At 57.9% G+C, this 22,939-nt stretch carries 19 protein-coding genes; 9 read left to right on the top strand and 10 right to left on the bottom strand.

What is annotated here, in order from left to right; all coding sequences use genetic code 11:
* Positions 1 to 35: 35 nt before the first annotated feature.
* Complete coding sequence (locus QP904_RS06130; protein WP_284835721.1) at positions 36 to 650, top strand: hypothetical protein; 615 nt, start codon at positions 36 to 38, stop codon at positions 648 to 650.
* Here QP904_RS06130 and hutI read toward each other — a convergent pair.
* Together hutI and hutU are read right to left on the bottom strand one after the other, a co-directional pair.
* Positions 647 to 1,816 carry an imidazolonepropionase gene (gene hutI / locus QP904_RS06125; RefSeq protein ID WP_023021800.1) on the bottom strand — a complete coding sequence of 390 codons (1,170 nt, stop codon included), beginning with the start codon at positions 1,814 to 1,816 and terminating at the stop codon, positions 647 to 649. The genes QP904_RS06130 and hutI overlap by 4 nt on opposite strands.
* Positions 1,817 to 3,493, bottom strand: a complete 1,677-nt coding sequence (gene hutU, locus QP904_RS06120) for a urocanate hydratase (protein ID WP_086588060.1) — start codon at positions 3,491 to 3,493, stop codon at positions 1,817 to 1,819.
* A gap of 188 nt (positions 3,494 to 3,681) precedes the next feature.
* Here hutU and QP904_RS06115 point away from each other — a divergent pair, with 188 nt between their 5' ends.
* A complete protein-coding gene (locus tag QP904_RS06115; RefSeq protein WP_248098965.1) occupies positions 3,682 to 4,467 on the top strand; it encodes an SGNH/GDSL hydrolase family protein in 786 nt (261 codons plus the stop codon).
* On the opposite strand, the gene QP904_RS06110 is transcribed toward QP904_RS06115, so the two are convergent.
* The 3 genes from QP904_RS06110 to QP904_RS06100 all read right to left on the bottom strand — a co-directional run bounded on the left by QP904_RS06110 (position 4,450) and on the right by QP904_RS06100 (position 7,453).
* Positions 4,450 to 5,040 (bottom strand): flavin reductase family protein, encoded by a 591-nt coding sequence (locus tag QP904_RS06110; RefSeq protein ID WP_284835720.1) that lies wholly within the window; start codon positions 5,038 to 5,040, stop codon positions 4,450 to 4,452. The two genes, QP904_RS06115 and QP904_RS06110, sit on opposite strands and share 18 nt — an antisense overlap.
* 73 nt (positions 5,041 to 5,113) lie before the next feature.
* A complete protein-coding gene (gene hutH, locus QP904_RS06105; protein ID WP_284835719.1) occupies positions 5,114 to 6,667 on the bottom strand; it encodes a histidine ammonia-lyase in 1,554 nt (517 codons plus the stop codon).
* 78 nt (positions 6,668 to 6,745) lie between these two features.
* Entirely contained in the window at positions 6,746 to 7,453 is a 708-nt protein-coding gene (locus tag QP904_RS06100) for an IclR family transcriptional regulator (RefSeq protein WP_284835733.1), read from the bottom strand.
* Positions 7,454 to 7,639: 186 nt separating this feature from the next.
* Between QP904_RS06100 and QP904_RS06095 the strand changes: the two genes are divergently transcribed.
* Together QP904_RS06095 and hutG are read left to right on the top strand one after the other, a co-directional pair.
* A complete protein-coding gene (locus QP904_RS06095; RefSeq protein ID WP_284835718.1) occupies positions 7,640 to 9,025 on the top strand; it encodes an amino acid permease in 1,386 nt (461 codons plus the stop codon).
* An 11-nt stretch (positions 9,026 to 9,036) separates the two neighbouring features.
* Positions 9,037 to 9,969, top strand: coding sequence for a formimidoylglutamase (gene hutG / locus QP904_RS06090; RefSeq protein WP_284835717.1), 933 nt, complete (start codon positions 9,037 to 9,039; stop codon positions 9,967 to 9,969).
* 8 nt (positions 9,970 to 9,977) lie between these two features.
* Here the strand turns inward: hutG and QP904_RS06085 are convergent, their stop codons facing one another.
* Positions 9,978 to 11,324 carry a YjiH family protein gene (locus QP904_RS06085; protein WP_086588066.1) on the bottom strand — a complete coding sequence of 449 codons (1,347 nt, stop codon included), beginning with the start codon at positions 11,322 to 11,324 and terminating at the stop codon, positions 9,978 to 9,980.
* Positions 11,325 to 11,457: 133 nt separating this feature from the next.
* Between QP904_RS06085 and QP904_RS06080 the strand changes: the two genes are divergently transcribed.
* The 3 genes from QP904_RS06080 to QP904_RS06070 all read left to right on the top strand — a co-directional run bounded on the left by QP904_RS06080 (position 11,458) and on the right by QP904_RS06070 (position 16,509).
* Positions 11,458 to 11,853, top strand: a complete 396-nt coding sequence (locus QP904_RS06080; protein ID WP_248098971.1) for a (deoxy)nucleoside triphosphate pyrophosphohydrolase — start codon at positions 11,458 to 11,460, stop codon at positions 11,851 to 11,853.
* A gap of 147 nt (positions 11,854 to 12,000) precedes the next feature.
* Positions 12,001 to 15,123, top strand: a complete 3,123-nt coding sequence (locus QP904_RS06075; RefSeq protein ID WP_284835716.1) for a DUF3427 domain-containing protein — start codon at positions 12,001 to 12,003, stop codon at positions 15,121 to 15,123.
* Between the two features lie 201 nt (positions 15,124 to 15,324).
* Positions 15,325 to 16,509, top strand: a complete 1,185-nt coding sequence (locus tag QP904_RS06070) for an Nramp family divalent metal transporter (protein WP_284835715.1) — start codon at positions 15,325 to 15,327, stop codon at positions 16,507 to 16,509.
* Positions 16,510 to 16,524: 15 nt separating this feature from the next.
* Here the strand turns inward: QP904_RS06070 and QP904_RS06065 are convergent, their stop codons facing one another.
* Positions 16,525 to 17,766, bottom strand: a complete 1,242-nt coding sequence (locus tag QP904_RS06065) for an MFS transporter (RefSeq protein ID WP_284835714.1) — start codon at positions 17,764 to 17,766, stop codon at positions 16,525 to 16,527.
* Between the two features lie 112 nt (positions 17,767 to 17,878).
* Between QP904_RS06065 and QP904_RS06060 the strand changes: the two genes are divergently transcribed.
* Complete coding sequence (locus QP904_RS06060; protein ID WP_284835713.1) at positions 17,879 to 18,397, top strand: hypothetical protein; 519 nt, start codon at positions 17,879 to 17,881, stop codon at positions 18,395 to 18,397.
* Here the strand turns inward: QP904_RS06060 and QP904_RS06055 are convergent.
* The 3 genes from QP904_RS06055 to QP904_RS06045 all read right to left on the bottom strand — a co-directional run bounded on the left by QP904_RS06055 (position 18,394) and on the right by QP904_RS06045 (position 22,076).
* Positions 18,394 to 19,236, bottom strand: a complete 843-nt coding sequence (locus QP904_RS06055) for a hypothetical protein (protein WP_284835712.1) — start codon at positions 19,234 to 19,236, stop codon at positions 18,394 to 18,396. The two genes, QP904_RS06060 and QP904_RS06055, sit on opposite strands and share 4 nt — an antisense overlap.
* A 206-nt stretch (positions 19,237 to 19,442) precedes the next feature.
* Positions 19,443 to 20,291: a DNA primase gene (locus QP904_RS06050; protein ID WP_284835711.1), complete on the bottom strand. Its 849-nt coding sequence runs from the start codon at positions 20,289 to 20,291 to the stop codon at positions 19,443 to 19,445.
* Positions 20,292 to 20,372: 81 nt separating this feature from the next.
* A complete protein-coding gene (locus tag QP904_RS06045) occupies positions 20,373 to 22,076 on the bottom strand; it encodes a carboxylesterase/lipase family protein (protein WP_284835710.1) in 1,704 nt (567 codons plus the stop codon).
* Positions 22,077 to 22,192: 116 nt separating this feature from the next.
* Here QP904_RS06045 and QP904_RS06040 point away from each other — a divergent pair, with 116 nt between their 5' ends.
* Complete coding sequence (locus tag QP904_RS06040) at positions 22,193 to 22,921, top strand: hypothetical protein (RefSeq protein ID WP_284835709.1); 729 nt, start codon at positions 22,193 to 22,195, stop codon at positions 22,919 to 22,921.
* Positions 22,922 to 22,939 lie beyond the last annotated feature (18 nt).

Genomic DNA, 22,939 nt, shown 5'->3' with positions numbered 1-22,939 from the left:
GTTTTCATCTAAACCCCGTCTTTCGCATAACCGGGGTGGAGGATAATTTTGAATTTTATGTGGTGGAGCTAGATCCAGTGCGCTTTCACCGCACGGAATACGCCGCACGCCCAAAGCTTCTTAGCCTCGGCAGCGTGGTGGACAACGAGAACACAACCTACTTTCCGGTGGAGTTTGATTTCGCATCCCGGGGCAAGTTTGTGACCTTTAGTGCCGTCGATAAGCCGAAGATAGGCCACCTATACTCCTGCTTTACTTCACGGCCTCGGCACCCTTTATGCCTACGCATAGAATCCACGGAGGACAAAAATGGGCTGGTGCGTGCCCAAGTGAGCGAGGTCTATAGCGATTTTGAGCGCGGAGAAAGAAAAGGCCCGCGAAAGGACTATGGACCCGACAACCTCCCCTACCGGCCACCGGCTATCACCCGCAGGGACGTAGAGATAGAGCTAGGGCGCTTCCGTCGCCTCTACGACCCAGAGTCGTGGACTGTACACGGTACACAAGATGAAGAAACCCTCTTTATGGTGGAAGATCCGGATGGATCGCGCGCAGTCTTTATCGGCAAGAAGGATGCGTGGCTACATATGACAAAAGAAAAAGGCCGCCGGCTATATCAGATAGCGGCGACCTTTCTAGAAGAGCGCTAGGCTCCGGCGATAAAGGTGCGATAGCTCAGCGGCATGCCTGGGCGGTAGGCCAAATGCACGGCGCTGGGGGCGTCGAGCACGTGCAGGTCGGCGGCGGCGCCTTCCACGATGGTGCCCTTAGCGGGTCGGCCCTGCGGGTCGAGACCATTGCCCACGTTGTGGCGACGCAGGGCGGTAGCCCCACCGGTGGTCGCCGCGTGGATGGCCTCATCAACGGACAGGTACTGCTGGAGGACCGCGGTGGTCACGCAGTAGTTCATCGAGGAGGTATAGGACGTGCCGGGGTTGAGGTTGGAGGCGATGGCGAGGGTTGCGCCGGCGTCGAGAAGCTTGCGGCCTGGGGCTAGCGGCTCGCGAGTGGACAGATCGCAAGCCGGCAGCATGGTGGCCACTGTATCGGAATTAGCCAGCAGCTCGACGTCCTCGTCGCTCAAGTGATTGACGTGGTCTACCGAGGCCGCACCCAACTCCACGGCTAGGGCCACGCCTGGGCCTTCGCCCAGCTGGTTGCCATGCACACGCAGGCCAAGGCCTAGCTTCTTACCGGCTTCCAGTACGCGCCGGGATTGTTCCTCGTTGAAGGCTCCGCGCTCGCAGAAGACGTCGATCCACTGCACATAGGGAGCGACGCCCTCGAGCATCGGGCCAACGACTTCGTCGAGGTAGTCTTCCGCGTCTGCCCCTGGCGGCACCAAGTGGGCGCCAAGGAACGTCACGTCATCTACGTGGCGGGACGCGACCTTAGCGGCCTCTACCTCGGACTCGGTGTTGAGGCCGTAGCCCGTCTTGGTCTCGAAGGTGGTGGTGCCGCCGCGACGACCAGCGGCCACGCGATCTGCCACCAGCTTGTCTAGGCGGTCGGTGCCGGCCTGGCGGGTGGCGTCCATGGTTACGGCGATGCCGCCAGCCTCATAGGAACCGCCGGAGATGCGGGCCTCAAACTCAGCGGAGCGGTCACCGTCGAAGACCATGTGGGTGTGCGAATCGACCCATCCCGGCAGGACGGCGCGGCCACCCAGGTCCACCTTCTCATCGGCGGCCGGCGCTTCGGATGCCGGGCCAATCCAGGAGATGGTGCCGGATTCGGCTACCAGGGCGGCGTCGTTAAGCGTGCCGCGCTCGCTGACCGTACGGAGTTCTGAAATTCCGGTAAAAAGTGTGCTCATCTAGTCCCTTGCCTTGAATTCCATTGGAATGCGGACGCCGCGCTCATCGGCGACCTCCTTTGCGCGAGTGTAGCCGGAATCAACGTGGCGGATAACGCCCATGCCCGGGTCATTGGTCAGCACCGCGCGCAGCTTAGCCGCAGCAAGCTCGGTGCCGTCCGCAACGGTAACCTGACCGGCGTGGATGGAACGGCCCATGCCTACGCCGCCGCCGTGGTGCAAAGATACCCAGGTAGCACCGGAGGACACAGCGGTCATGGCGTTGAGCAGCGGCCAGTCGGCCACGGCATCGGTGCCATCGAGCATGGCTTCGGTCTCACGGTACGGGGAGGCCACGGAGCCGGAGTCCAGGTGGTCGCGGCCGATGACAATAGGAGCCTTGATCTTGCCCTCGCGCACCAGGTCATTGAAGAGCAGGCCGGCCTTGTGGCGCTCGTTATAGCCGAGCCAGCAAATGCGTGCCGGCAGGCCCTCGAATTCGACGTACTCCTCAGCGGCATCGAGCCAGTTGTGCAGGTGCTCGTTATCCGGGAAGAGCTCCTTGAGCGCTTGGTCGGTGACCTTGATGTCCTCTGGGTCACCGGACAGGGCGGCCCAGCGGAACGGTCCTAGGCCCTCGCAGAAGAGTGGGCGGATATAAGCCGGGACGAAGCCTGGGAATTCGAAAGCGCGCTGGTAGCCAGCCTTACGGGCCTCATCGCGAATGGAGTTGCCATAGTCAAAGACCTCGGCGCCCTCATCCTGGAATTCGACCATGGCCTGGACCTGGGCCGCCATGGACTCACGAGCCTTCTTGGTAAAGGTGGTCGGGTCTGCCTTGGCCTCGTTATGCCAGTCCTCCATGGTGATTTCAGAGGGCAGGTAAGACAATGGATCGTGGGCCGAGGTCTGGTCGGTGACGATGTCGACGGTAAATTCCCCGGCGCGCTGGCGGCGCAGGACCTCTGGGAATACCTCGGCGGCGTTGCCTACCAGGCCTACGGAGAGCGGCTTCTTGTTTTCCTTAGCGTCAAGAACCAGCTTGAGTGCTTCATCTAGGTCGGTGACGACCTCGTCCAGGTAGCGCTTGTGCTGGCGGCGCTTCAGGCGGGTTTCATCAACGTCCACAATGAGGCAGGCGCCACCGTTAAGGGTGACAGACAGCGGCTGTGCGCCGCCCATGCCGCCGCAGCCGCCGGTCAGGGTGAAGGTGCCGGCCAGGGTGCCGTTGAAACGCTTCTTGGCCACGGCTGCGAAGGTCTCGAAGGTGCCCTGCAGGATGCCCTGGGTAGCGATGTAAATCCAGGAGCCGGCCGTCATCTGGCCGTACATCATCAGGCCTTCATCCTCGAGCTTGCGGAAGTGCTCCCAGTTAGCCCAGTCTCCCACCAGGTTGGAGTTAGCAATAAGCACGCGCGGTGCCCACTCATTGGTCTTCCAGATGCCCACCGGCTTGCCGGACTGCACCAGCAGGGTTTCATCGGATTCGAGGTCCTTGAGGGATTCTACGATGGCGTCAAAGGCTTCCCAGCTGCGCGCTGCACGACCGGTGCCGCCGTAGACCACGAGGTCCTCGGGGCGCTCGGCAACCTCGGGGTCGAGGTTATTCATGAGCATGCGCAAGGGCGCTTCGGTCTGCCAAGACTTGGCGGACAGTTCGGTTCCGCGCGGCGCGCGTACTTCGCGTGGTTGAGACATGGCTTCCTTTCTTCGTGCTTTTTCGACGCCCTCCCAAGTCCCCTAGGCCGGTGTCCCGGGGCTGTCCCCGAGGACTTGTTCAGCGTCACATGTCATAAAGTACTGTGACATAGCTCTGTGTACCATGCCACATGAACCCTAACTGTCTCGTATATGAGACACAGGCGGGATGATCTACGATGGCCTGCATGCGCCGGTTCATCCCCTTCCTTTCCGTGGCCCTCCTCGCCGCTTGTTCCACCCCCGCCGAGGAGCCGCAGCCACCCCACTATGTCGCCCTGGGGGATTCCTATGCGGCCATGGGCTCAACCACGCTGCCGCTCGATCCGCCCAATACCTGCGTGCGCGCTCAGGATTCCTACCCCGAGCTTGCAGCCAAGGAAATGGACGCGGAGCTCACCAATGTAGCCTGCCAGGGCGCTAGCACCCTCGATGTGCTTTCCTCGGCCGGCGAACACCCCGCCCAGGTCGACGCCCTGCGAGAGGACACCGACCTGGTGAGCCTTTCCATCGGCGGCAATGACGCCAGCTTCGTACGCCTTACCCAATGCGCCACGGATGATATCTGCCAGGCGGAATCCGGCCCGCAGATAGACCTGGAAATTCGCGATCTACCCCGCCGTCTAGACAAGGTCTACGAGGAGATCCACCGCCGCTCCCCTGACGCGAAAGTCCTGGCTACTGGTTATCTTCCGCTAATTAAGCGCGGCGAGACCTGCCCCTACATAGAAAAAATCCCGGCCAGTGACCGGGAATGGTTGGCACGCTCCATCGAGCGCATCAACCAGGCGGTGCGCGAGGCCGCCGAGCGCAATGGGGCTATATACGTGCTTGCCGACGCCGCCTTAGACCACACCGCCTGCTCCCCCTCACCGTGGGTGGACTTCACGGGCCAGGAGACTAATTCCTTTCCCATGCACCCCACCCACGCGGGCCAACAGGCCATGGCCGATGCACTACGCGCTGCCCTCTAACCCGGCGCGCGCGGCGTCGTCGGAACCAGGCACGCGCATCTCGAATTTTTCTGTGACCACGGTGTAGTCAAAGTAGCCCATGCGCGCGATGGGCTTAATCTTAAGGATGTCGAGCTTGCCTTCCTCATCGATGACGGATTCATCGATATGGATAGTCTTTACATCCGCTACCACGAGGTCGATGCTGCCCACCTTGGAATTACCGGGCACGCGCAGCGTGGTCTTGTACTGGCACTCGAACTTCACCGGGGATTCTTTCACCATGGGAATGCGGTAATTGTCCGCATACTCCTTAGTAACGGAAAGGCGGTCCCACTCGCTGACGCCATAGTCAAGCACCTGGGCGGATTTATTGACTTCCTCGCGCAGATCATAGGTGGCCATATTCCACACGAACCAGCCGGTTTCCTCCGCGTTAAGCACCGTGTCCTTGCGGCGACCATCCGGGTATTGGTTGGCCGAAAACATCACCATGGGTGGATCGAAAGTGAGGTTTTGCCACTGGCTATAGGGCGCGATGTTTTCGCGGCCCTCACCATCCACGCTGGAAAGCCAGCCAATGGGGCGCGGCACTGTGCTCGCTTTAAAAGGGGAAAACGGCAAGGGGTTGGGCTCAGATTGTGGGTGCCAAGAAATGGTCGCCATATTAATCACGCAGCTTTCCAGTAGCGTTCTCGACGGCTTCAACAAGCGCGCCCTCCTTAACCAAGCGCACGGTCTCCTCGATTTCCGGCGATAGGTAGCGGTCCACACCTGGACCCTTGACGGTCTCGCGCAGCTTGGCGATGACCGCGCCGGTTCCCTTGGCTGGGGTACCCTCGCGCATGTCGATAGCGCGGGCGGCGGTGAGGATTTCTACGGCAAGCACGCGCTGCAGGCCATCGACGGCCTTGCGTAGCTTGCGGGCAGCGGACCAGCCCATGGATACATGGTCTTCCTGCATGGCCGAAGAAGGAATGGAATCGGCCGAAGAGGGGTTGGCTAGGCGCTTCATTTCGCTCACGATGCCGGCTTGGGCGTACTGGGCGATCATGTGGCCGGAGTCAACACCGGGGTCGTCGGCAAGAAAGGCGTTCAGCCCGCGGTTGCGCGCCGGGTCCAGGAAGCGGTCGGTGCGACGCTCAGAAATGGAGGCTAAGTCCGCAGTGACAATTGCCAGGAAGTCAAGCGCATAGGCCACCGGCGCGCCGTGGAAGTTGCCGTTAGAGACCACGCGACCATCCTTGGTCACCACCGGGTTGTCCACCGCGGCAGCCAGCTCGCGCTCTGCTACCTGGGCGGTGTGGGTCAAGGTATCGCGGAATCCGCCAGCTACCTGCGGGGCGCATCGCACGGAGTAGGCATCCTGCACCTGATTCTTCTTGAACTCCTCCAGCGCGGCCTCCAAGATCTCAGAGCCTTCGGCCACCTGGAGGATATTAGCCGCAGCATCGGCCTGGCCCGGATGCGGGCGCAGCTGCTGCAGGTCATCCGCGAAGACCACGAGGGTACCCAGCAGGCCTTCCACGGTCATGGCGGTGGCAATATCGGCGGTCTTTGCGGCCGCGCGCAGGTCAGTGATGGCCAAGCAGAGCTGCCCCAGCATGCCATCGGTGCCGTTGATAAGCGCTAGGCCTTCCTTCTCGCGCAGCTGCAGCGGCTCGATGCCAGCTGCGGCCAAGGCTTCGCCCGCATCCTGCAGCTCGCCATTCACGCGCACCCCACCTTCGCCCAACAGGGCCAGCGCACAGTGAGCAAGCGGCGCCAAATCGCCGGAGCAGCCCAGGGAGCCATACTCGCGCACCACCGGCACAATGCCGGCGTTAAGGGCCTTGGCATACGTTTCCACCACTACGGGGCGCACGCCGGTGCGGCCAGTGCACAAGGTGGACAGGCGCAGCAGCATCAGTGCGCGGATGACTTCTTCTTCCACTTCCGGTCCGGTACCCGCAGCGTGCGAACGTACCAGGGAAAGCTGCAGCTGGGCGCGCATCTCCTCTGGGATATGGCGGCGAGCAAGCGCGCCAAAGCCGGTGGAAATGCCATAGACCGGGGTGGGATCTTGTGCTAGTTCTTCCACGCGCTCGCGGGTAGCGGCCACCTCTTCTAGGGCTGCAGGCGCAATCTCCACCTGCGCGCCATAGCGGGCAACGGCAACAACATCCTCGATGCTCAGCGCGCCGACGTTTACGGTCACGGTGGTTGGGTAGGCGTTAGGCATGGCAAATACTCCTCTAAATAAGGGATCAACAATTGTGATGTGTCGCGCGACAGCCTAACGCGATGAATGTATGCTACCTCACTTTTTGCGATTGCGGTACATTTTGGCCGCGACCTTGTCCGATACCTCTAGCAAGGCCCGAATAGCGGCGTCCACCTTCACATCCGGCGTCCCAACCGGATACGTCACCGCCACCGCCGCTGCAGGGCGGTCCAAGTGATCCAGGATGGGCGCCGCTACAGAGGCCTGACCGCGAGTAATCTCTTCGATCTCTTGATCCCACCCGCGTGCAGCCACCAAACTCAAGCGCTTTTTCAATGCAGCAAAGCCGCTACCTCCCGCAGTATCAAAGGCGGCGCGCACCTCCGCATCAGGCAGATGCGCCAGCATCACGCGCCCGGACGCCGTTTTATGTGCCTGCAGGCGCACGCCCACCGCGGTCACCAAGGAGGTAGCGCCGGCCGCACGCACCTCCTGCAGATACAAAATTTCCGATCCAGCCATACGTGACAGGTGTCCCGATCCACCCACCAGCGCCGCACACTGTTCCAAGTCCCGAGTGGCCATGCGCACCAAGGGCTGCTGCGTCACATAGGCCGAAGCCATGGAATACGCCGCCAGACCCAGTCCATACGTTTTGTGCTCCGGCAAATGGGCTACAAAACCAGCATCAACCATCTCCGCCAGCAGGTGGTATGTAGACGAGCGTGGCAGGTTGAGCTCACCTTGGATGCGAGCGGCAGATATAGGGACGTCGATAGTGGACAAAAGCTTGAGGATCTCCATCGCATGACGCGCCGCCGGGACTCTGTTGGTACTCACGGAGGGCAATTTTAAGCACCACTGTGGCGCTTATCAGTGCAGCACACGGCACCAAGTCTGAAATTCCAGACAAATAAATATGTTCCGCGACACACTTTGGACAGATAGAGACTTAGACTACATAAAACTTTTCATACGCTAGGAGATGCCATGTCCCAACACGGCCTTAAACACAGGCACCTGCACTTCATCGCCCTCGGATCCGCGATCGGCACCGGACTGTTTTATGGTTCAGCCGGCGCCATCCAAGCCGCTGGCCCCTCTGTCCTCGTCGTCTATCTCCTCGCCGGCGCGGTGGTGTATTTCATGCTCCGCGCCCTAGGTGAAATGGCCGTGCGCCACCCCATCACCGGCTCCTTCGCCGGCTACGCCCGCATGTTCATGGGCGGATGGGCGGGCTACATCACCGGCTGGATGTTCGCCTTTGAGATGGTCATCGTAGCGCTTGCGGACCTCACCGCCATCGGCGTTTATATGCGCTTTTGGTTCCCAGACGTCTCGCAGTGGGTTTGGGTTGCAGCCACCTTGCTCATCGTGGGCGGCGCAAACCTCGCCACTGTCAAGGCCTTCGGTGAACTAGAATTTGCCTTTACCATCATCAAGGTCGGCGCCGTACTCGCCATGATTGCCGGCGGCCTTGCGGTATTAGCCTTTGGGCTTTCTGATGCCCACACCACCGGCCCCGTCCACCTCGTCAACGACGGTGGCTTCTTCCCCAACGGCCCCACGGGCATGATCGCTTCTTTCATCCTCGTTCTCTTTGCCTTTGGCGGCACCGAAATCATCGGTGTTGCCGGCAGCGCCGCCCAGCACCCAGAAAAATCCGTACCCAAAGCAATCAATACGGTGCCCATGCGCATCCTGCTTTTCTATGTCCTTGCCATCGCCGTCATTCTCATGATCACGCCATGGCGCGAGATTACCGGCGAGCAGTCCCCCTTCGTCCAAATCTTTAATACCCTTGGCGTTTCCTGGGCCGCAGGTTTGCTCAACTTCGTGGTCATTACCGCAGCTTTATCGGCCATCAACGCCGACCTCTTCGGTGCAGGACGCGTCATCACTGGCCTTGCCCACCAAAAGCACGCCCCTAAGTTCATGTCCAAGGTAGTGCGTGGCGTACCCGTAATGACCACCATCATCCTCATCGCCACCATGATCATTGGCACCATACTCAATGCCCTCCTGCCGGAGAATGTCTTCGAGGTCATCGCCTCGCTAGCTACCTTCGCCACCGTGTTTGTCTGGCTTATGATTCTGCTGGCTCACCTATACTCCCGGCGCGGAATGAGCACACAAGACGTAGCGAACCTCAAATACAAAGTTCCCTTCTGGCCCTATGGGCAGTACCTGTCCATCGCGTTCATCCTCATGACCTTCGGCATCATGGTCTGGCAAGAGGAGTACCGCATTTCCCTCGTGGTGGGTGTCGCCTTCATCGCCATTATGACGGCGGTTTATTTCCTCACCAACCGGCACGAGGTAACACATGAGGATGAACCCACCGAAGAGCCAGAAGAACTCGTCGTTTCCGCCTAACATCGAAAAACATGAACACTGAAAAAGCTGAACTTTTCACCCCCGCCCCCGAATGGTCCGGCCGCTCCGATGGCCCGGGACCAGAGCACGCGCGCTGGCATAGCGTTATCAATCAATCCACCGACTCCCCCGCCCCCGTAACCCTTCTGGGTTTTGCCTCCGATGAGGGCGTGCTGCGCAATGGCGGCCGCCAAGGTGCAGCCGCAGGCCCGGCCGCGCTGCGAGCTGCCCTAGGTTCCTTGGCAGTCCACCATGAGCATGCGCTTGCCGACGCCGGCACGATCACCACCCAGTCCGACGACCTCGACGGCGCCCACGATGCTCTTTCCGATAAAGTGCAGGAACTCGTCGAGGCCGGCACCCTCCCCATCATCCTGGGCGGCGGACACGAAACCGCCTTCGGCTCCCACCGCGGCCTCTACCGCGCGGTAGGCGCCACCAAGATCATCAACCTGGATGCTCACTTCGATCTGCGCCGCGCGGACCAAGCCACCTCCGGCACCCCGTTCAAGCAGATTTCGGAGCTTTCCGACGACTTCGACTACACCGTGTTGGGAATCTCCCGCCCCAACAACACCGCTGTGCTTTTCGACGAGGCAGAGAGCCTGAACGTCGCCATCACCCTGGACGAGGAACTAGTCAATCTCACCCCAGCCGAGTGCGCTGAGCTAGCCGCCAAGGCTACCGAGGGCAAGGACAAGGTCCACTTGTCCATCGACCTCGATGTCCTACCGGCTTCTACCGCGCCGGGCGTATCCGCCCCAGCCTCCCTCGGCGTTTCCTATGAGCGCATCCGCGCCATGGCCGTAGCTATTGCACGAACGGGCAAGCTGGCCCTGGTGGACGTCGTCGAGCTCAACCCCACCTTCGACATAGATAACCGCACCGCCAAAGCGGCGGCGCGGCTTATCGATGACATCGTCACGGCCCACATCGAGGCCTAGCTCTTAAATCAAAACAGCAGGTGAGCAATCGGCGTGGCGATAAGAATGGTCAGCGCCACGCGCTCAAACCAAATGATGACCAGGTGGGTCAGCTTCACCGGAATCTTGGTAGCCAGGATGCAGGGCACCAGCGCGGAGAAGAAAATAATGGCAGAGACTGCCACCACGCCGATGACGAACTTGAGCACCATGCTGTCGCTGCCTGCCACTGCGGTGGCGGGCAGGAACATTTCTGCAATTCCCATGGCCGCACCTTTGCCGGCTTGTACCGGCTCCGGCAGCTGCACTACCCACGCGAATGGGTAGAACAGGTAACCAATCCACTCAAAGATGGGTGTAAAGCGCGCCAGCAACAGGCCAATGAGGCCCACCGACATGATGGAAGGCACAATGGCCGCCGCCATGCGGACACCATCGCGCAAGTTCTCCCAGATGGATTCCCACAAAGACGGTGCGCGCTGTAGCGCTAGCATCGCCTCGCGCCACGCGTTTTTGATGCGCGAGCCTTCTACCGGCTTTTCCGGATCTGGGTGTGCATCCGCAAAATATTCGTCCGGAATCGTCCGCAGCGGCGGAATCCGCACGGTAATGGCGGTAACCACGAAGGTCACAATGAGCGTGACAATGAAGTAGGTACCCCAGACCTTCATCAGGTCAAGCTGCTTAGCCACGATGACCATGAAGGCCGCAGAGACCGTCGAAAAGCCGGTGGCAATAATCGCTGCCTCGCGCCCGGTATAGCCGCCTTTTTGATACACGCGGTCCGTGACCAAAATTCCGAGCGAATACGAGCCTACAAACGAGGCCACCGCGTCAATTGCTGAGCGCCCCGGCGTCTTCCACAGCGGCCGCATGATGGGCTGCATGAGCACGCCGACAAATTCCAGCAAACCAAAGCCAATGAGAAACGCGAGGAACGCACCGCCAATCGGCACGATAAGCCCAACCGGAGTGGCAATGGAGTTCCACAAGAATGGCACCAGGTCCTCGTCACCGAGCACCCACGGCAGTGCGTCGATGACCATCAGGAACGAAACCACCGCACCCACAATATTGAGCACCGCAAAGACTGCCTGCAGCACGCTTTCTTTAAACGCGCCGGTAGTAAAACTGCGCACCGTCCCGTACACGGCCAAGGCAAAGATAATCCACGGCACCGCCGCAGGAATCCCCTCACGCACCATCGTGACCATGTGGTCCAAAGGAATGGAGCGCTTATCCTGATACGTCACCGGCAGGAAGAATACGAACGCGCCAATCGCGCTATATAAAAAGAGTTTCCACCGTCCCCCAGGCTGCGGGATTTCCCCGTCATGGCTCTGGATGGAGGAGTAAACCGATTCGGTAGAAGTCACAGTAAAACCGTCCCCTCAAGCTTGCCTACAAAAATCAAGCCCGCGTGACAGCCTTACGCGAACATTGGGGACATGTTATCTAAGTAACAGCTCACTGTCTAGACGTTTTCGAGATCCAAGGCACAATAGAGTCATGTCTAAACCCATTCGCGTCGTCGGCGCCGTTTTCCATGACGGCCAGCGCTTCCTCGCCTGCCGAAAGAAACCGGGCAAGCCATTAGAAGGCCACTGGGAATTTCCAGGTGGAAAGATTGAGCCTGGTGAAACGCCTCAGCAGGCTCTAGCTCGGGAGATACACGAAGAGCTTAACCTCAAAGCCGAGGTGGGAGCGAAGCTCGCGACAACAACTTACGAGTACGAATTCGCGACCATTGAGCTAACGACTTTCTATTGCACGCTTGTCGACGGCGACCTCCGCCTGACCGACCACGACGAAACGAAGTGGGTTACCCCCGCAGAGGCCGCCAGTTTGAACTGGGCTCCCGCTGATATTCCAGCGGTAGAAGCATTAGCTTCTAATCACATCTAAGGAACGAAAGTTCCTTTCTTTCATAGTATCCTTTCGCCAGAATTCGGCGGATATCCTCCGCTAAACGCAACACCAGCGGGAGAACACTTAGTCACTAATGCTCTCTTATGCCAATTTAGGATGCCCAGCCTTTAGAATTTGGTCATTATGAGCATCAGTCCCGACTCTTCCCTACCTTTCGGTGTATACGAAACCCCCATTACGACCCGTATTCGCGAACGAATGGAGGAAACGTTAAACCAACATCCTGCTGCAGGATTCGGTATCGGGCGAAGCTCCGATCAGGAAGCTCAGGGCCGCTATACTTCGGCGGTTTCTCAACACATCGGCTCACTCTTAGAACACCGTCTCCGTAGTTTGAAGTCGCCCGAGGACCGCGTTGCCCTCATCAACACCATTGCGCTTCTGCTGGGCGATGATGAAGGAATCGATTCCGAGGAGCTCCTCTATGCTGTGTACAACTCCGGATTAGCGGATCCTCCCCTCCTTCCTGACGTTTCACTCACCAAGAGCGCACTATTTACCAATGCCCGGGGAGAATCTAGTTTAACCAGCGAGATCGAAAGAGAAATTAAAACGGCCGATTCGGTAGACCTGCTGTGCGCTTTCATCAAGAATTCCGGCATTAGCGTCCTCGATAGACAGCTGGAGTATCTTCGCGATAACAAAATCCCATTCCGTCTTCTTACTTCTACGTACTGCGGTGCGTCTGACGCAGCCGCGCTCAAGCGATTGGTCGAGAAGTATCAGGCAGACGTGAAAATTTGCTATGAACACAAATCCACTCGCCTTCATGCCAAAGCTTGGCTGTTCCGACGAAAATCCGGTTTCGACACTGCATTTATTGGTAGTTCTAACCTGTCAAGGTCCGCTCTTGTCGATGGTTGGGAATGGAATGTCCGCGGCTCTAACACCGCAACACCGGAAGTGATTGATAAGTTCATCAAGACTTTCGATAGTTACTGGCACGACAGCCACTTTAAAACCTTCGTCCCAAATAGTGACATGGAGCGTCTCGAGCGGTCTCTACGCATAGCCAAAGGCGGTGAATCGTCCGGAGCACTTCGCCAATTGGAGCTTTCTGGCCTAGAGGTAACGCCTTACCCATACCAAGAAGAGATGCTCGAGGCTTTGCGGTCAGAGCGGGAGATAAAGGATCGACATCGAAACCTTCTGGTAGCTGCAACAGGAACTGGAAAGACCGTAGTTGCTGCACTAGATTATCGAAATCTTTGCGAACAATGGAAGCGACGTCCCCGATTGCTCTTCGTGGCTCACCGGAAGGAAATTCTTCACCAAGCCCGACGGACATTCCGAGAAGTTCTCAAAGACGCAGACTTTGGCGAGCTGCTTGTCGACGGCGCCGAGCCGCACCGTTGGGATTTTGTTTTTGCCAGCGTGCAATCCCTACGTGCTTCCCGTCTAGAACAGCTAGATCCCAAACGCTTTGATGTCGTAATAATCGACGAGTTTCATCACGCACAAGCTCCCACCTATAACGCGCTTTTAGGCCACTTCCAACCACGAGAGCTCTTAGGCTTAACAGCTACGCCGGAACGTGGTGATGGCGAAAACGTTCAGAAGTACTTTGACTATCGCGTTGCCCATGAACTGCGATTGTGGGATGCTTTGCGTTTGCAGCTGTTAGTTCCCATGCATTACTACGGGATCGCTGATGGGACGGACCTTTCTTCGTTGACCTGGATCCGAGGCAAGAAAGACTATAACTCCAGAGAGCTCTCCGAGTTCTACATCAAAGCAGGAGAAAAGCGCACCCGCTTCATTATTAACGAGCTGAACCGGCGCATTTTCGATCTCTCAGAGATGAAAGCCATCGGTTTTTGCGTCACTATCGCTCACGCAAAATATATGGCAACGCAATTCCAACAATTTGGAATCCCAGCGCGCGCTGTAACGAACGAACTCTCCGCCGCCGAGCGGGCCCAGGCCATTAGAGATCTGGAGACGGGTGAGGTCAAAGTTCTGTTTTCTGTAGATATATTTAACGAGGGCGTAGACATTCCTGCTGTTAACACCCTACTTTTGCTCCGCCCGACGCAAAGCCCCGTGGTCTTTTTGCAACAACTGGGTCGCGGTCTCCGTCTATCTCCAGGTAAAGACTCCTGTGTCATTTTCGATTTCATTGGCCAACAGCATGCGGATTTTGATTTCGAGCGCAAGTTCCATGCCCTAACTCGGAAACGGGGCAAGCGCTTGACCGAAGAAATTGAACAGGGATTTCCCACAACTCCGCCGGGGTCACATATTCAGCTAGACCAAACGACAACCGAGCAAGTTCTTCGCAATGTCAAGAAGATCTCACGAAATTCACTACGCAAAGTACGTGCATTACTTTCTGAAATTGGAACTACAGATCTTAAAGAGTTCCTTGAGGAATCAAATCTCCAGCTAGAAGATATCTACCGCCCCTCAAAATATTCGTGGACGCGGCTTCTTCGTGAAGAAGGCCTTATTCAGCAGAACGCCAATGAGACTGAAACATTTCTGCTCAATCGGATTCGGGTTTTCCTGCACGTCAACGATCCGCACCGAGTCGACGCCTATCTGCGCATCCTTTCCACCCCAGATCTCCGCTACGCTGACATGGCTCAATCCGATCAAGCCTTCACCCGAATGCTCGTCCTCGGGTTCTGGGCGAACTCAAATTCTCCGCATCCCGGTTCCTATGACAAGGCTCTGTCAATTTTGCGCCAGCACCCGCAGGTCGCTTGGGAATTGCAACAGGTTATGCAACTGTGCAGTGACTCTTCTCGAATCATTCCGCAGCATAGCGAGACTTCTGTGTTGGAAACGCACGCGGATTATTCATTGGCCGAACTAATTGGTGCTTTGGAGACTGGGAGCCTTGAACAACTTGTAAACCTTCCCCGCGAGGGCGTGAAATACTTCCCGGATATCAATACGGACCTGTTCTTGGTGACGTTTCAAAAAGATGAACAGGTAAGTGTCTCTACGAATTACCGAGACTATCCAATTTCACCCGATCTATTGCACTGGGAATCTCAATCAACAACGACGCTGAAGTCGAAAGCGGCTAAACGCTACATCGGCCATCAGAATCGTGATGGCAAGATTCTCATAGCCTCGCGCTTTAATAAGAAGAACGAAGTCGGTACAGCGAGCGCTTATACCTATTTAGGCGCTGTGGATTATGTGTCACACCATGGGGAAAAGCCGATCCAATTCGAATGGAAGCTCCAGCGAGCAATGCCCAAGGCACTCTACGCTGCGGGAAGAACGGTGGCATAGACGGCCGATCGAAAATTGAAATCTGCGTTTTCCTGATAGAAAAGCACCACCCTCCCTATAGTGATTAGCAACACAACTAATTGAGAGGGTGCCATGAGTCATACCCACGAATCAAATTCTGCCCGTCCTGCAGGCAGCAGGCACGACGCAGCAACGACAGACCAGGCCAGAGTGAAATGGACTTTAGTCGGTCCAGGATTAGTGGCCGCAGCGACAGGCGTCGGTGCGGCCGACCTAGTGGCCACCATGATCGCCGGCCAACGCTATGGCTACGCGCTCCTTTGGGCGGTCATCATCGGCACGATCATGAAGATCGTACTGGTCGAAGGTGTCGGACGGTATAGCCTGGCCACTGGAAACACGATGTTCCATGGTTGGCACGAGCTGGGGCGTTGGACCGCCTGGTACTTTACCCCTTATATCGTTATCTGGGGACTCGTATACGGAGCCGCCGCGATGTCCGGCACTGGACTAGCCCTCAGCGCTCTTTTCCCGAACACCAGCCTCGAAATGTGTGCAATTATTACGGGCATTTCCTGTTTCATTCTGACTTGGCTTGGCCAGTATCAGCTTTTTGAAAAACTTTCAGCCATCTTGGTCGGGATTATGTTTGTCACCGTAGTGGGCATCGCCGCCATTACTGCACCTAACCTTCCCGAAATCATCGGGGGCTTAGTGCCACAGATTCCGGATGGTTCCTTCGTCTATGTACTATCCATCGCTGGCGGAGTAGGTGGCACTATTACGCTAGCTACCTACGGTTACTGGCTGCGGGAAAAGGAATGGTACACCCCGAAATGGATGAAGGTTATGCGTATGGACAATGCGGTAGCTTACGCAGTCACCGGAATCTTCGTTCTGGCTACACTCGTGCTGGGCGCCGAGCTTCTTTACAGCGCCAACGTCGCCGTATCCGATAACGATCAGGGCCTCGTTGATATGGCGGATGTACTCGAGGACCGCTACGGAACCTTCATCTCCAAAATGTTCATCATCGGATTTTTCTCTGCCGCATTCTCCTCTTGCCTTGGTGTTTGGAACGGCGTGTCCCTCATGTTCGCCGACTATATTGGCCACCTCAAAAAGATTCCGCAAGGCGATCCGAGGACAAGTACCGGTGGAAAGTATTACCGCGCTTATCTCATCTGGCTAACCTTTCCACCAATGTTGTTGCTTCTCCTTGGAAAGCCAACTGGGCTCATCATCGCTTATGGAGTCCTCGGCTCACTTTTCATGCCCTTTTTAGGCCTGACCCTCCTGGTATTGCTGAATACCAGACACACGCCAAAGAAATGGAGAAATGGTTGGTTCGTCAACACCTTGATGGCGATTATCTCCGTCGCCTTCGTTTATCTATGCGTCTCCCAATTGGCTGAACTTTTCTAGCCCAACTCCAAATGCTTAGTTCTCCTGCGGCACCCGCTTCGGCTTATTCCCTACCTCAGCGTGCGGATCGCGGCCGAATGCCCAGGCAATGATGCCAATGAAGGCGATAGCGCCGCAAACGGTGAAGGCGAGGGGGAATCCGGAGGCGTCGGCAAGCAGGCCAATGAGCATGGGGCCTAAGATTTGGCCGAAGTCTCCTGCCATCTGGAAGGTGGATAGTACCTTGCCGCCGGAGCGGTCATTGCCCACGATGTCTCCCACCGCGGCCTGCTGGGAGGGGTTAATGAGCCCGGAAGATGCGCCGGCGAAGGCGGACACGAGCAGGAGGAACCAGACACTGGTAGCCATGCCCATGAGCACCATAAAAATGGCGGAACCGACCAGGCCGATAAGGATGAGTGGTTTGCGGCCGTGAATATCGGACCACCTGCCCGAAAATTGCAAGACGATGGCGTTCCCAGCGGCGAAGACTGCTAGCGCAAGGCCGGATGCCGCGGCGCCATTGTGGAAGATAGAGGCGGCAAAAAGAGGCAGGACGGATACGCGTACGCCCATATTGATCCAGCTGTGCGCGAAGTTGGAAGTTAAGACCGCACGATAGGCGGTGTCACCCCAGGCTTCCTGCAGGCGCATGGGCGGCAGTTCATCCTTGTTAGCCTGCTTGTGGTTGACGCGGGGCATTTGCCACCAGACAACGAATGCGGCGAGTGCGACACCCACCCCGTAGATGAAAAATGGCCAACGAAAGCCCAGGAAGGACAGGCTGGCGCCTAGAACCGGGCCAGCAACGTTACCTAGCAGGAAGGCCGTGGCGTAGGTGGCAGAACATTTGCCGCGAATCGACGGCGGGGACATGCGCACGATAAGGCCCATGGCCGAGACCGTGAACATGGTCGAGCCAATGCCGGCTAGGGCTCGCAGGGCCACGATGTGCCAGTAGCTTTGGGCAATGGAAACGAGTCCAGTGGTTACCGCGACGGTCATGAGACCGATGAGGTAAACACGGCGTGAGCCAACGCGATCCACCAAGGAGCCGGACATCGGCGCAAATAGGAGGCGCGAGGCAGCGAAGATGGAAACCACCAAGCCCGCGGCGGCCATAGAGACATCGAAGCTCACCACAAACTGCGGCAAGAGCGGAGCGATGAGACCGTATCCCAGCGCGATGATGAATGCGGCGGTGACCATAACCCAGATCTCGCGTGGAATTTGCGGCTTTTGTTCTGGACTTAGTTCCCCACTTGGCGTATTCATCATATCGGCTGCAACTCTAATCCTTCAGTTACGGGAAAGCCATTTTCAACCTCTGTTCGTACAGGTGTTCTACTAGCGTGGGCGAGTGTCCGCGCAGGGTTCTAATGTGATGGCCATGTACAACGCAGAAAAGAACTTTCCCCAGTCCACCCCGATGTTCCTGCCACGTTCCGCCAGCGAGATTGCCGCAGACTTGCTCTACCACGAATACGACACCATCGAGTCCATTACCGCTATCCTGCACCACCCACGTTCCCTGGCCCGCCCTACTCCCACCTGGCGCCCACCACTCAAGCACCTGCCCACCGCCGCGGGTGGACCGGGCGGAGACTACTGCATGAGCATTACCCGCCACCGCGTGGGTTTGCGCGTAAAGGCCCGGGTGCGTGGCTTTGGGCAAGACCGCATTCCCGCATACCTCATCACCATCCGCATAACCGAGAACTTTGGCCAAACGGTGGAACCTGCCGTGGCCGAAGGCTGGGTACGCACGCTTGTGCCGGCGGAGATGGTTGATGCCGTCCACGAGGTCTCTCGCGGCCCCAATGCCACCTATGTATGGCTCGTGGATAGCTCTTTTCAACCCGTCCGCTCCCCCGAGTCGTTATTCGCCGGCTTAACCCAAGCCGCCTAAGCGGTCACGGGCTGTTTTGTCTGCTGCCCCGGCACATCCGGTGCTGCATGCGGGTCAGGCGCGTGCAGGATCTTTTTCAATACTTCGCGGTTAAAGGTCACCGTGTAGTGTCGAGCGATTGCCTTGGGCATAAAACGCAAAACCAAGCAGGCGATGAGAACGGTAAAGCCCTTGTCCAAGATGTCAGAGGTAAGGCCTTGCAGGATGATGGCCAGGCGCTCATCTTGAAAGATCAGCTCATAGAACTTGGTAAGGTTTTGCGGTTCCTGGCGTGGACGCCCGCTGAACGAAAAGATCAGAACATATACGCTCATCACGCCGGAGCCGATGCCCATACCGAGGCCGGAAAAAATGATCGACGAGAGCCTATTAAATACCCCGCGGCGGGCCATCAAACCCACGGCGGCGCCGATAAAGATGCCCACAGGAGCAAAGGCGAGATCATAGGCAAAGTACACTCCTCCCAACACCGTGGTGGTCAAGCCCGTGGCCATGCCCAGCACAGGACCGGCGATGATTGCCACGATGGAGGTACCCACGGCATCGAAGAACAATGGGACCAGCGAGCGCACCGTCAACGAGCCCAACAGCAAATTTACCGAGGCACCGAAGATGGGATACAAGAGGATGCAATTGGGTACCAACCCGTACTGCGAGGTGTACAACAGCACCGCGGCCAGCAAGAGGAGCACCCAGACGCTGGCGGTCAGATAAGATTCAAAAGTCACGGTCACCGTGGAGTACACACCAAGGACGGTGCAAAACCACGCGGCGAGCGAGAGTGCTACGGCGACAACGACAAGGACGTATCGCCACGTAGTATCGCGGTTCAATGCCATGGTTTTCCACTCCTCACAAGGCTTGGCCTGGGGCGAAACTCCCACCACAGGCCGGGAACCTTCTAAAGCCTAGTTGGCGGCGCGCGAAAGTAGCAAGACAATAAGGAATATATAATCTATAGCCCTACCTGCAATGATGCTTTGAAAAAGAGAAAGGCCCAGCCCCACCGCAAAAAGGCGGTGAGCTGGGCTATGGGAGGTAGGGTTTACTTATCTTCAGCTGCTTCGGCCTCGGATTCATCGTCCACGTCGGCATCATCGTTGTCGAAGTAGTCCGCGTCCTCGTCTCCATCATCCTCACCGAAGATGTCGTAGACGTCCGGTTCTTCATAGTCTTCGTCATCGAAGGATACGAGCTGCGCTTCCCAGTCCAAAGCTTGCTCAGAGACAAGCCCCAGGACGTCGAAGAGGCGATCGAAATCGGTGTAGGTACCAAGCTCGAGGGCCTCGGCAGGAACCTCCACGATGGGGACATCATCAAAGTCGGCGTTATCAAAGAGGGCGAGGCGGTCGGCCTCATCGAGATCCTCATCCTCTTCATCAACTTCCCAGGCGAGGGTGACGGCCTCATCTTCCATGTCATCTAGATCGTCTTCGTCGAAGTCGAAAGCAAGGAAACGGACGATGGCAGACGGGACACCGTCAATGGTCTCCACAAGCACACGCAGCTCCGAGTCATTGGCCACTTCAGCCACGACCAAGTGCGGGTTGAGCTCATCTTGGGCAAACTCTAGTTCCGCAATACGCTCATCGGTGCCCTCCAGCAGATCGCGCAGGACGGTGACCACTTGGTCGGTAGCGATGTGGCGAGAAACCGCCTCCACAGCGTCATCTACCGAGAAGGCGACGGAGACCAAGACTGCCTCAAATTCCTCATCGTCTTCATCAACGTCTGCCGCAGCGATATAGACATTTGCCGCGGGGAGGAGCGGATCGATTTCAATAAATTGGATTTCCAGATCAGAGGTGATTGGAACGAACATGACGTCATCATTGACGCGGGACTCGATGCCCTCGGCATCCAATGCAGAAGCAATATCTTCGAAAAAGCTCATGGTGGTTTAAAATCCATCCTTCGGAAGCAGAGGTCCCCACGGTAGGCAAGCCGCCGCCCGCGGTCACTGTGGAGTCTACCGCTATTCCCACCCGTATGGTTGGAAGCCCAAAGATTTCACCAGCTCTGGGCGCCCACTTCCCCACTCCAACATGTGGTATCCCTCCCACGCTTGCCGCTTGAGCTCGTGCGGGGCGTTTTCAATATAGGCTTCGGCATCAAAGATCATGGTGGCCCGCTGCTTGAGCCCGTAGCGCGGCCAGCTCATCTTCGGGCGGCCACCGTGGATAAAGGCGGACCAATGCTGCTGCATGGTGGCGGTAAGTTCTTCCATCTCCGCGCGCGAGCCCCAATTAGTAAGGAAGGACGCGCGCGAAGAATGTGGGTCACCAAAGACGTTGCCCAGCTCCATCGAGTGCATGGCGCCTAGGCCCAACCACTTGAGTACGGCAGAGGCGAAGTCGAAGCGGTACATCCACGTTGGTGCCACCTGCGCGTGGGCGGCGGCGATGCGGGTGGAGGGTGCCCAAAAGAGGGCGTCGGCAAGCAGGTGCGCAAAGTCCTCGCGGGCCACTGCGCCGTCATAAGCGGCAACCACCTCAGGGGCATGCTGGGGATCGAAGGAGGCCAATAGGCGCAGGGCGGCGCGCTCACGGGAGCTTTGGCGTTGGAAGAGGAATTTGCCAAAGCTAGCCTCGTCCGAGTTCGTGCCGATGAGCAGCGGAACTTGATGCTGGTGGCCGTTTTCAAAGGCGGCGATGGGGTGTTCTGGAATAAGCTCATCATCTACCGTGGGGGCATAACAGGAATTAAGGTGAATAAGCTCGCCTGCCCGCCACATCATGGACTGGCCGGAGCGCACCAAATCAGCAAAGTTTTCCTGGCGCAAATCCTCTACCGAGGTGCGGCGCGGCAAGGCCAACCGGTGAACCAGCTCGCGCGCCCACAAGGTGGATTGAGCCCGGGAGTGAATCATAGCGATCGGCGGGGACTGGGCGATGGCGCGATGGAATAGGCCCTCCGCGGGCGGGCTCGTCATCAAGGTCAATACCGCCGCACCACCGGCAGACTCGCCCATGAGGGTGACAGAGTCAGGGTCACCGCCAAAGGCGGCGATATTATCGCGCACCCACTGCAATGCCAAGATCTGGTCAGCCACCGCCGGGTTGGCACTGCAGTCGCCGCCTAGGCTGCGCAGGTCCAAATAGCCCAAAGAGTTAAGGCGGAAATTGATGGATACGTAGACCACGTCCATGCGGGTGGCTAGCTCGAAACCACGAAGCATGAGCATATGAGACGAACCCATAATGAAGCTGCCGCCGTGTAAATAGACCACCACAGGAAGCTTCTCCTCGGTGCGCGGGCGCACAATATCTAGGTGCAGGCAATCCTCAGATCCAATAATTCGGTCGGTCCAGGAATACGTGGGCTGCGGGGCCGGCGGGCCGAATTGACTGCAATCGCGCACGCCCTCCCACGCCGGCGCGGGCTGCGGGGCGCGGAAGCGATTGTCCCCAGCGGTGGTATCTCCAAACGGGATACCGCGCCACGTCAACACCGGCCCGGCGCTAATGGGGCGATCGGGGCGCAGGTCCTCTTCAATAACACCGCGCACCCAACCAGAGGTGGTGCGCACCGTAAGCTCATCTGCCAGGGCGTTTCGAGCTTCCTCGTAGGCGCGGCGGGCGCGTTCGTGCGCCTGCTCCGCCTTCAGTCGCGCCGCCGCGGAGGACTCCTCCGGGAAGACATCCCCGGAATCGCGGTAATTCTCGTGCGGCCTAACCATGTCCACTAGCTTAGGTGGCCTGCACGCCCAAGGCGATCTGATTGCGGCGCGGCGGCATATTAATACAGCCTTTACTATGCTGGGCACGGATAAGTTTTAGCGAAAGAGAAGGAAACATGGGTTTATTTACTAAAGATAAAAAGGACAACTCCACCGAGGTGGATACCGTCGATACCTATGACATCGATCCGGAGGACAGCAACCGCTTTACCTCCGCCCTGCTCAACTCTTTGGACCGGGCGGTATCGATACAATCTGGCGTCATCATCAAATATGTCGAGAGCCTAAAAAAGCGCAATAATGGCGCAAGCCCACAGAAGCTGCAGGAGCTCATTGACAAGCACTTCCTTAATATCACCTCCGGTACCGGTGCGGCCGCAGGAGCGTCCGCCGCCATCCCGGGTGTTGGTTTGGTAACCGGCGCTGCCACCATCGCTGGCGAGTCCGTGGTTTTCTTAGAGGCCGCAGCTTGGTACATCTTGGCTTCAGCCTACCTGCGCGGCGATGACATCAAGTCCCCCGAGCGCCGCCGCGCCCTTGTACTCGTCGTGCTCACCGGCTCGAAGGGGTCCGCTTTGGTCGATACGTTTGTCGGGGACCTCAATAGCGTTGCCGGTATGCGCTCGGCCGCTAGCCTGTCCCGATTCTCCGGCCCCACTTTGTCTGGCATCAATGGGCGCCTGACCAAGCTTTTTACCAAGCAAGTCACCAAACGCCTCAAGTGGGCGTGGGTAAGCAAGCTGATGCCCATGGGCATTGGCGCGGTATTAGGCACCACCGCCAATCGCAAGCTGGCCAAGCAGGTCATCGAGCACGCCGGCGAGCAGCTTTCACCCCTTACCTAAGGCTAGGGGTAGCCAGAA

It is taken from the genome of Corynebacterium nasorum, from assembly GCF_030229765.1.
Classification (GTDB): Bacteria; Actinomycetota; Actinomycetes; order Mycobacteriales; family Mycobacteriaceae; genus Corynebacterium; species Corynebacterium kefirresidentii.
Note: the sequence above shows the minus strand (reverse complement) of the source record. Positions and strands in the feature narration are given on the sequence as shown.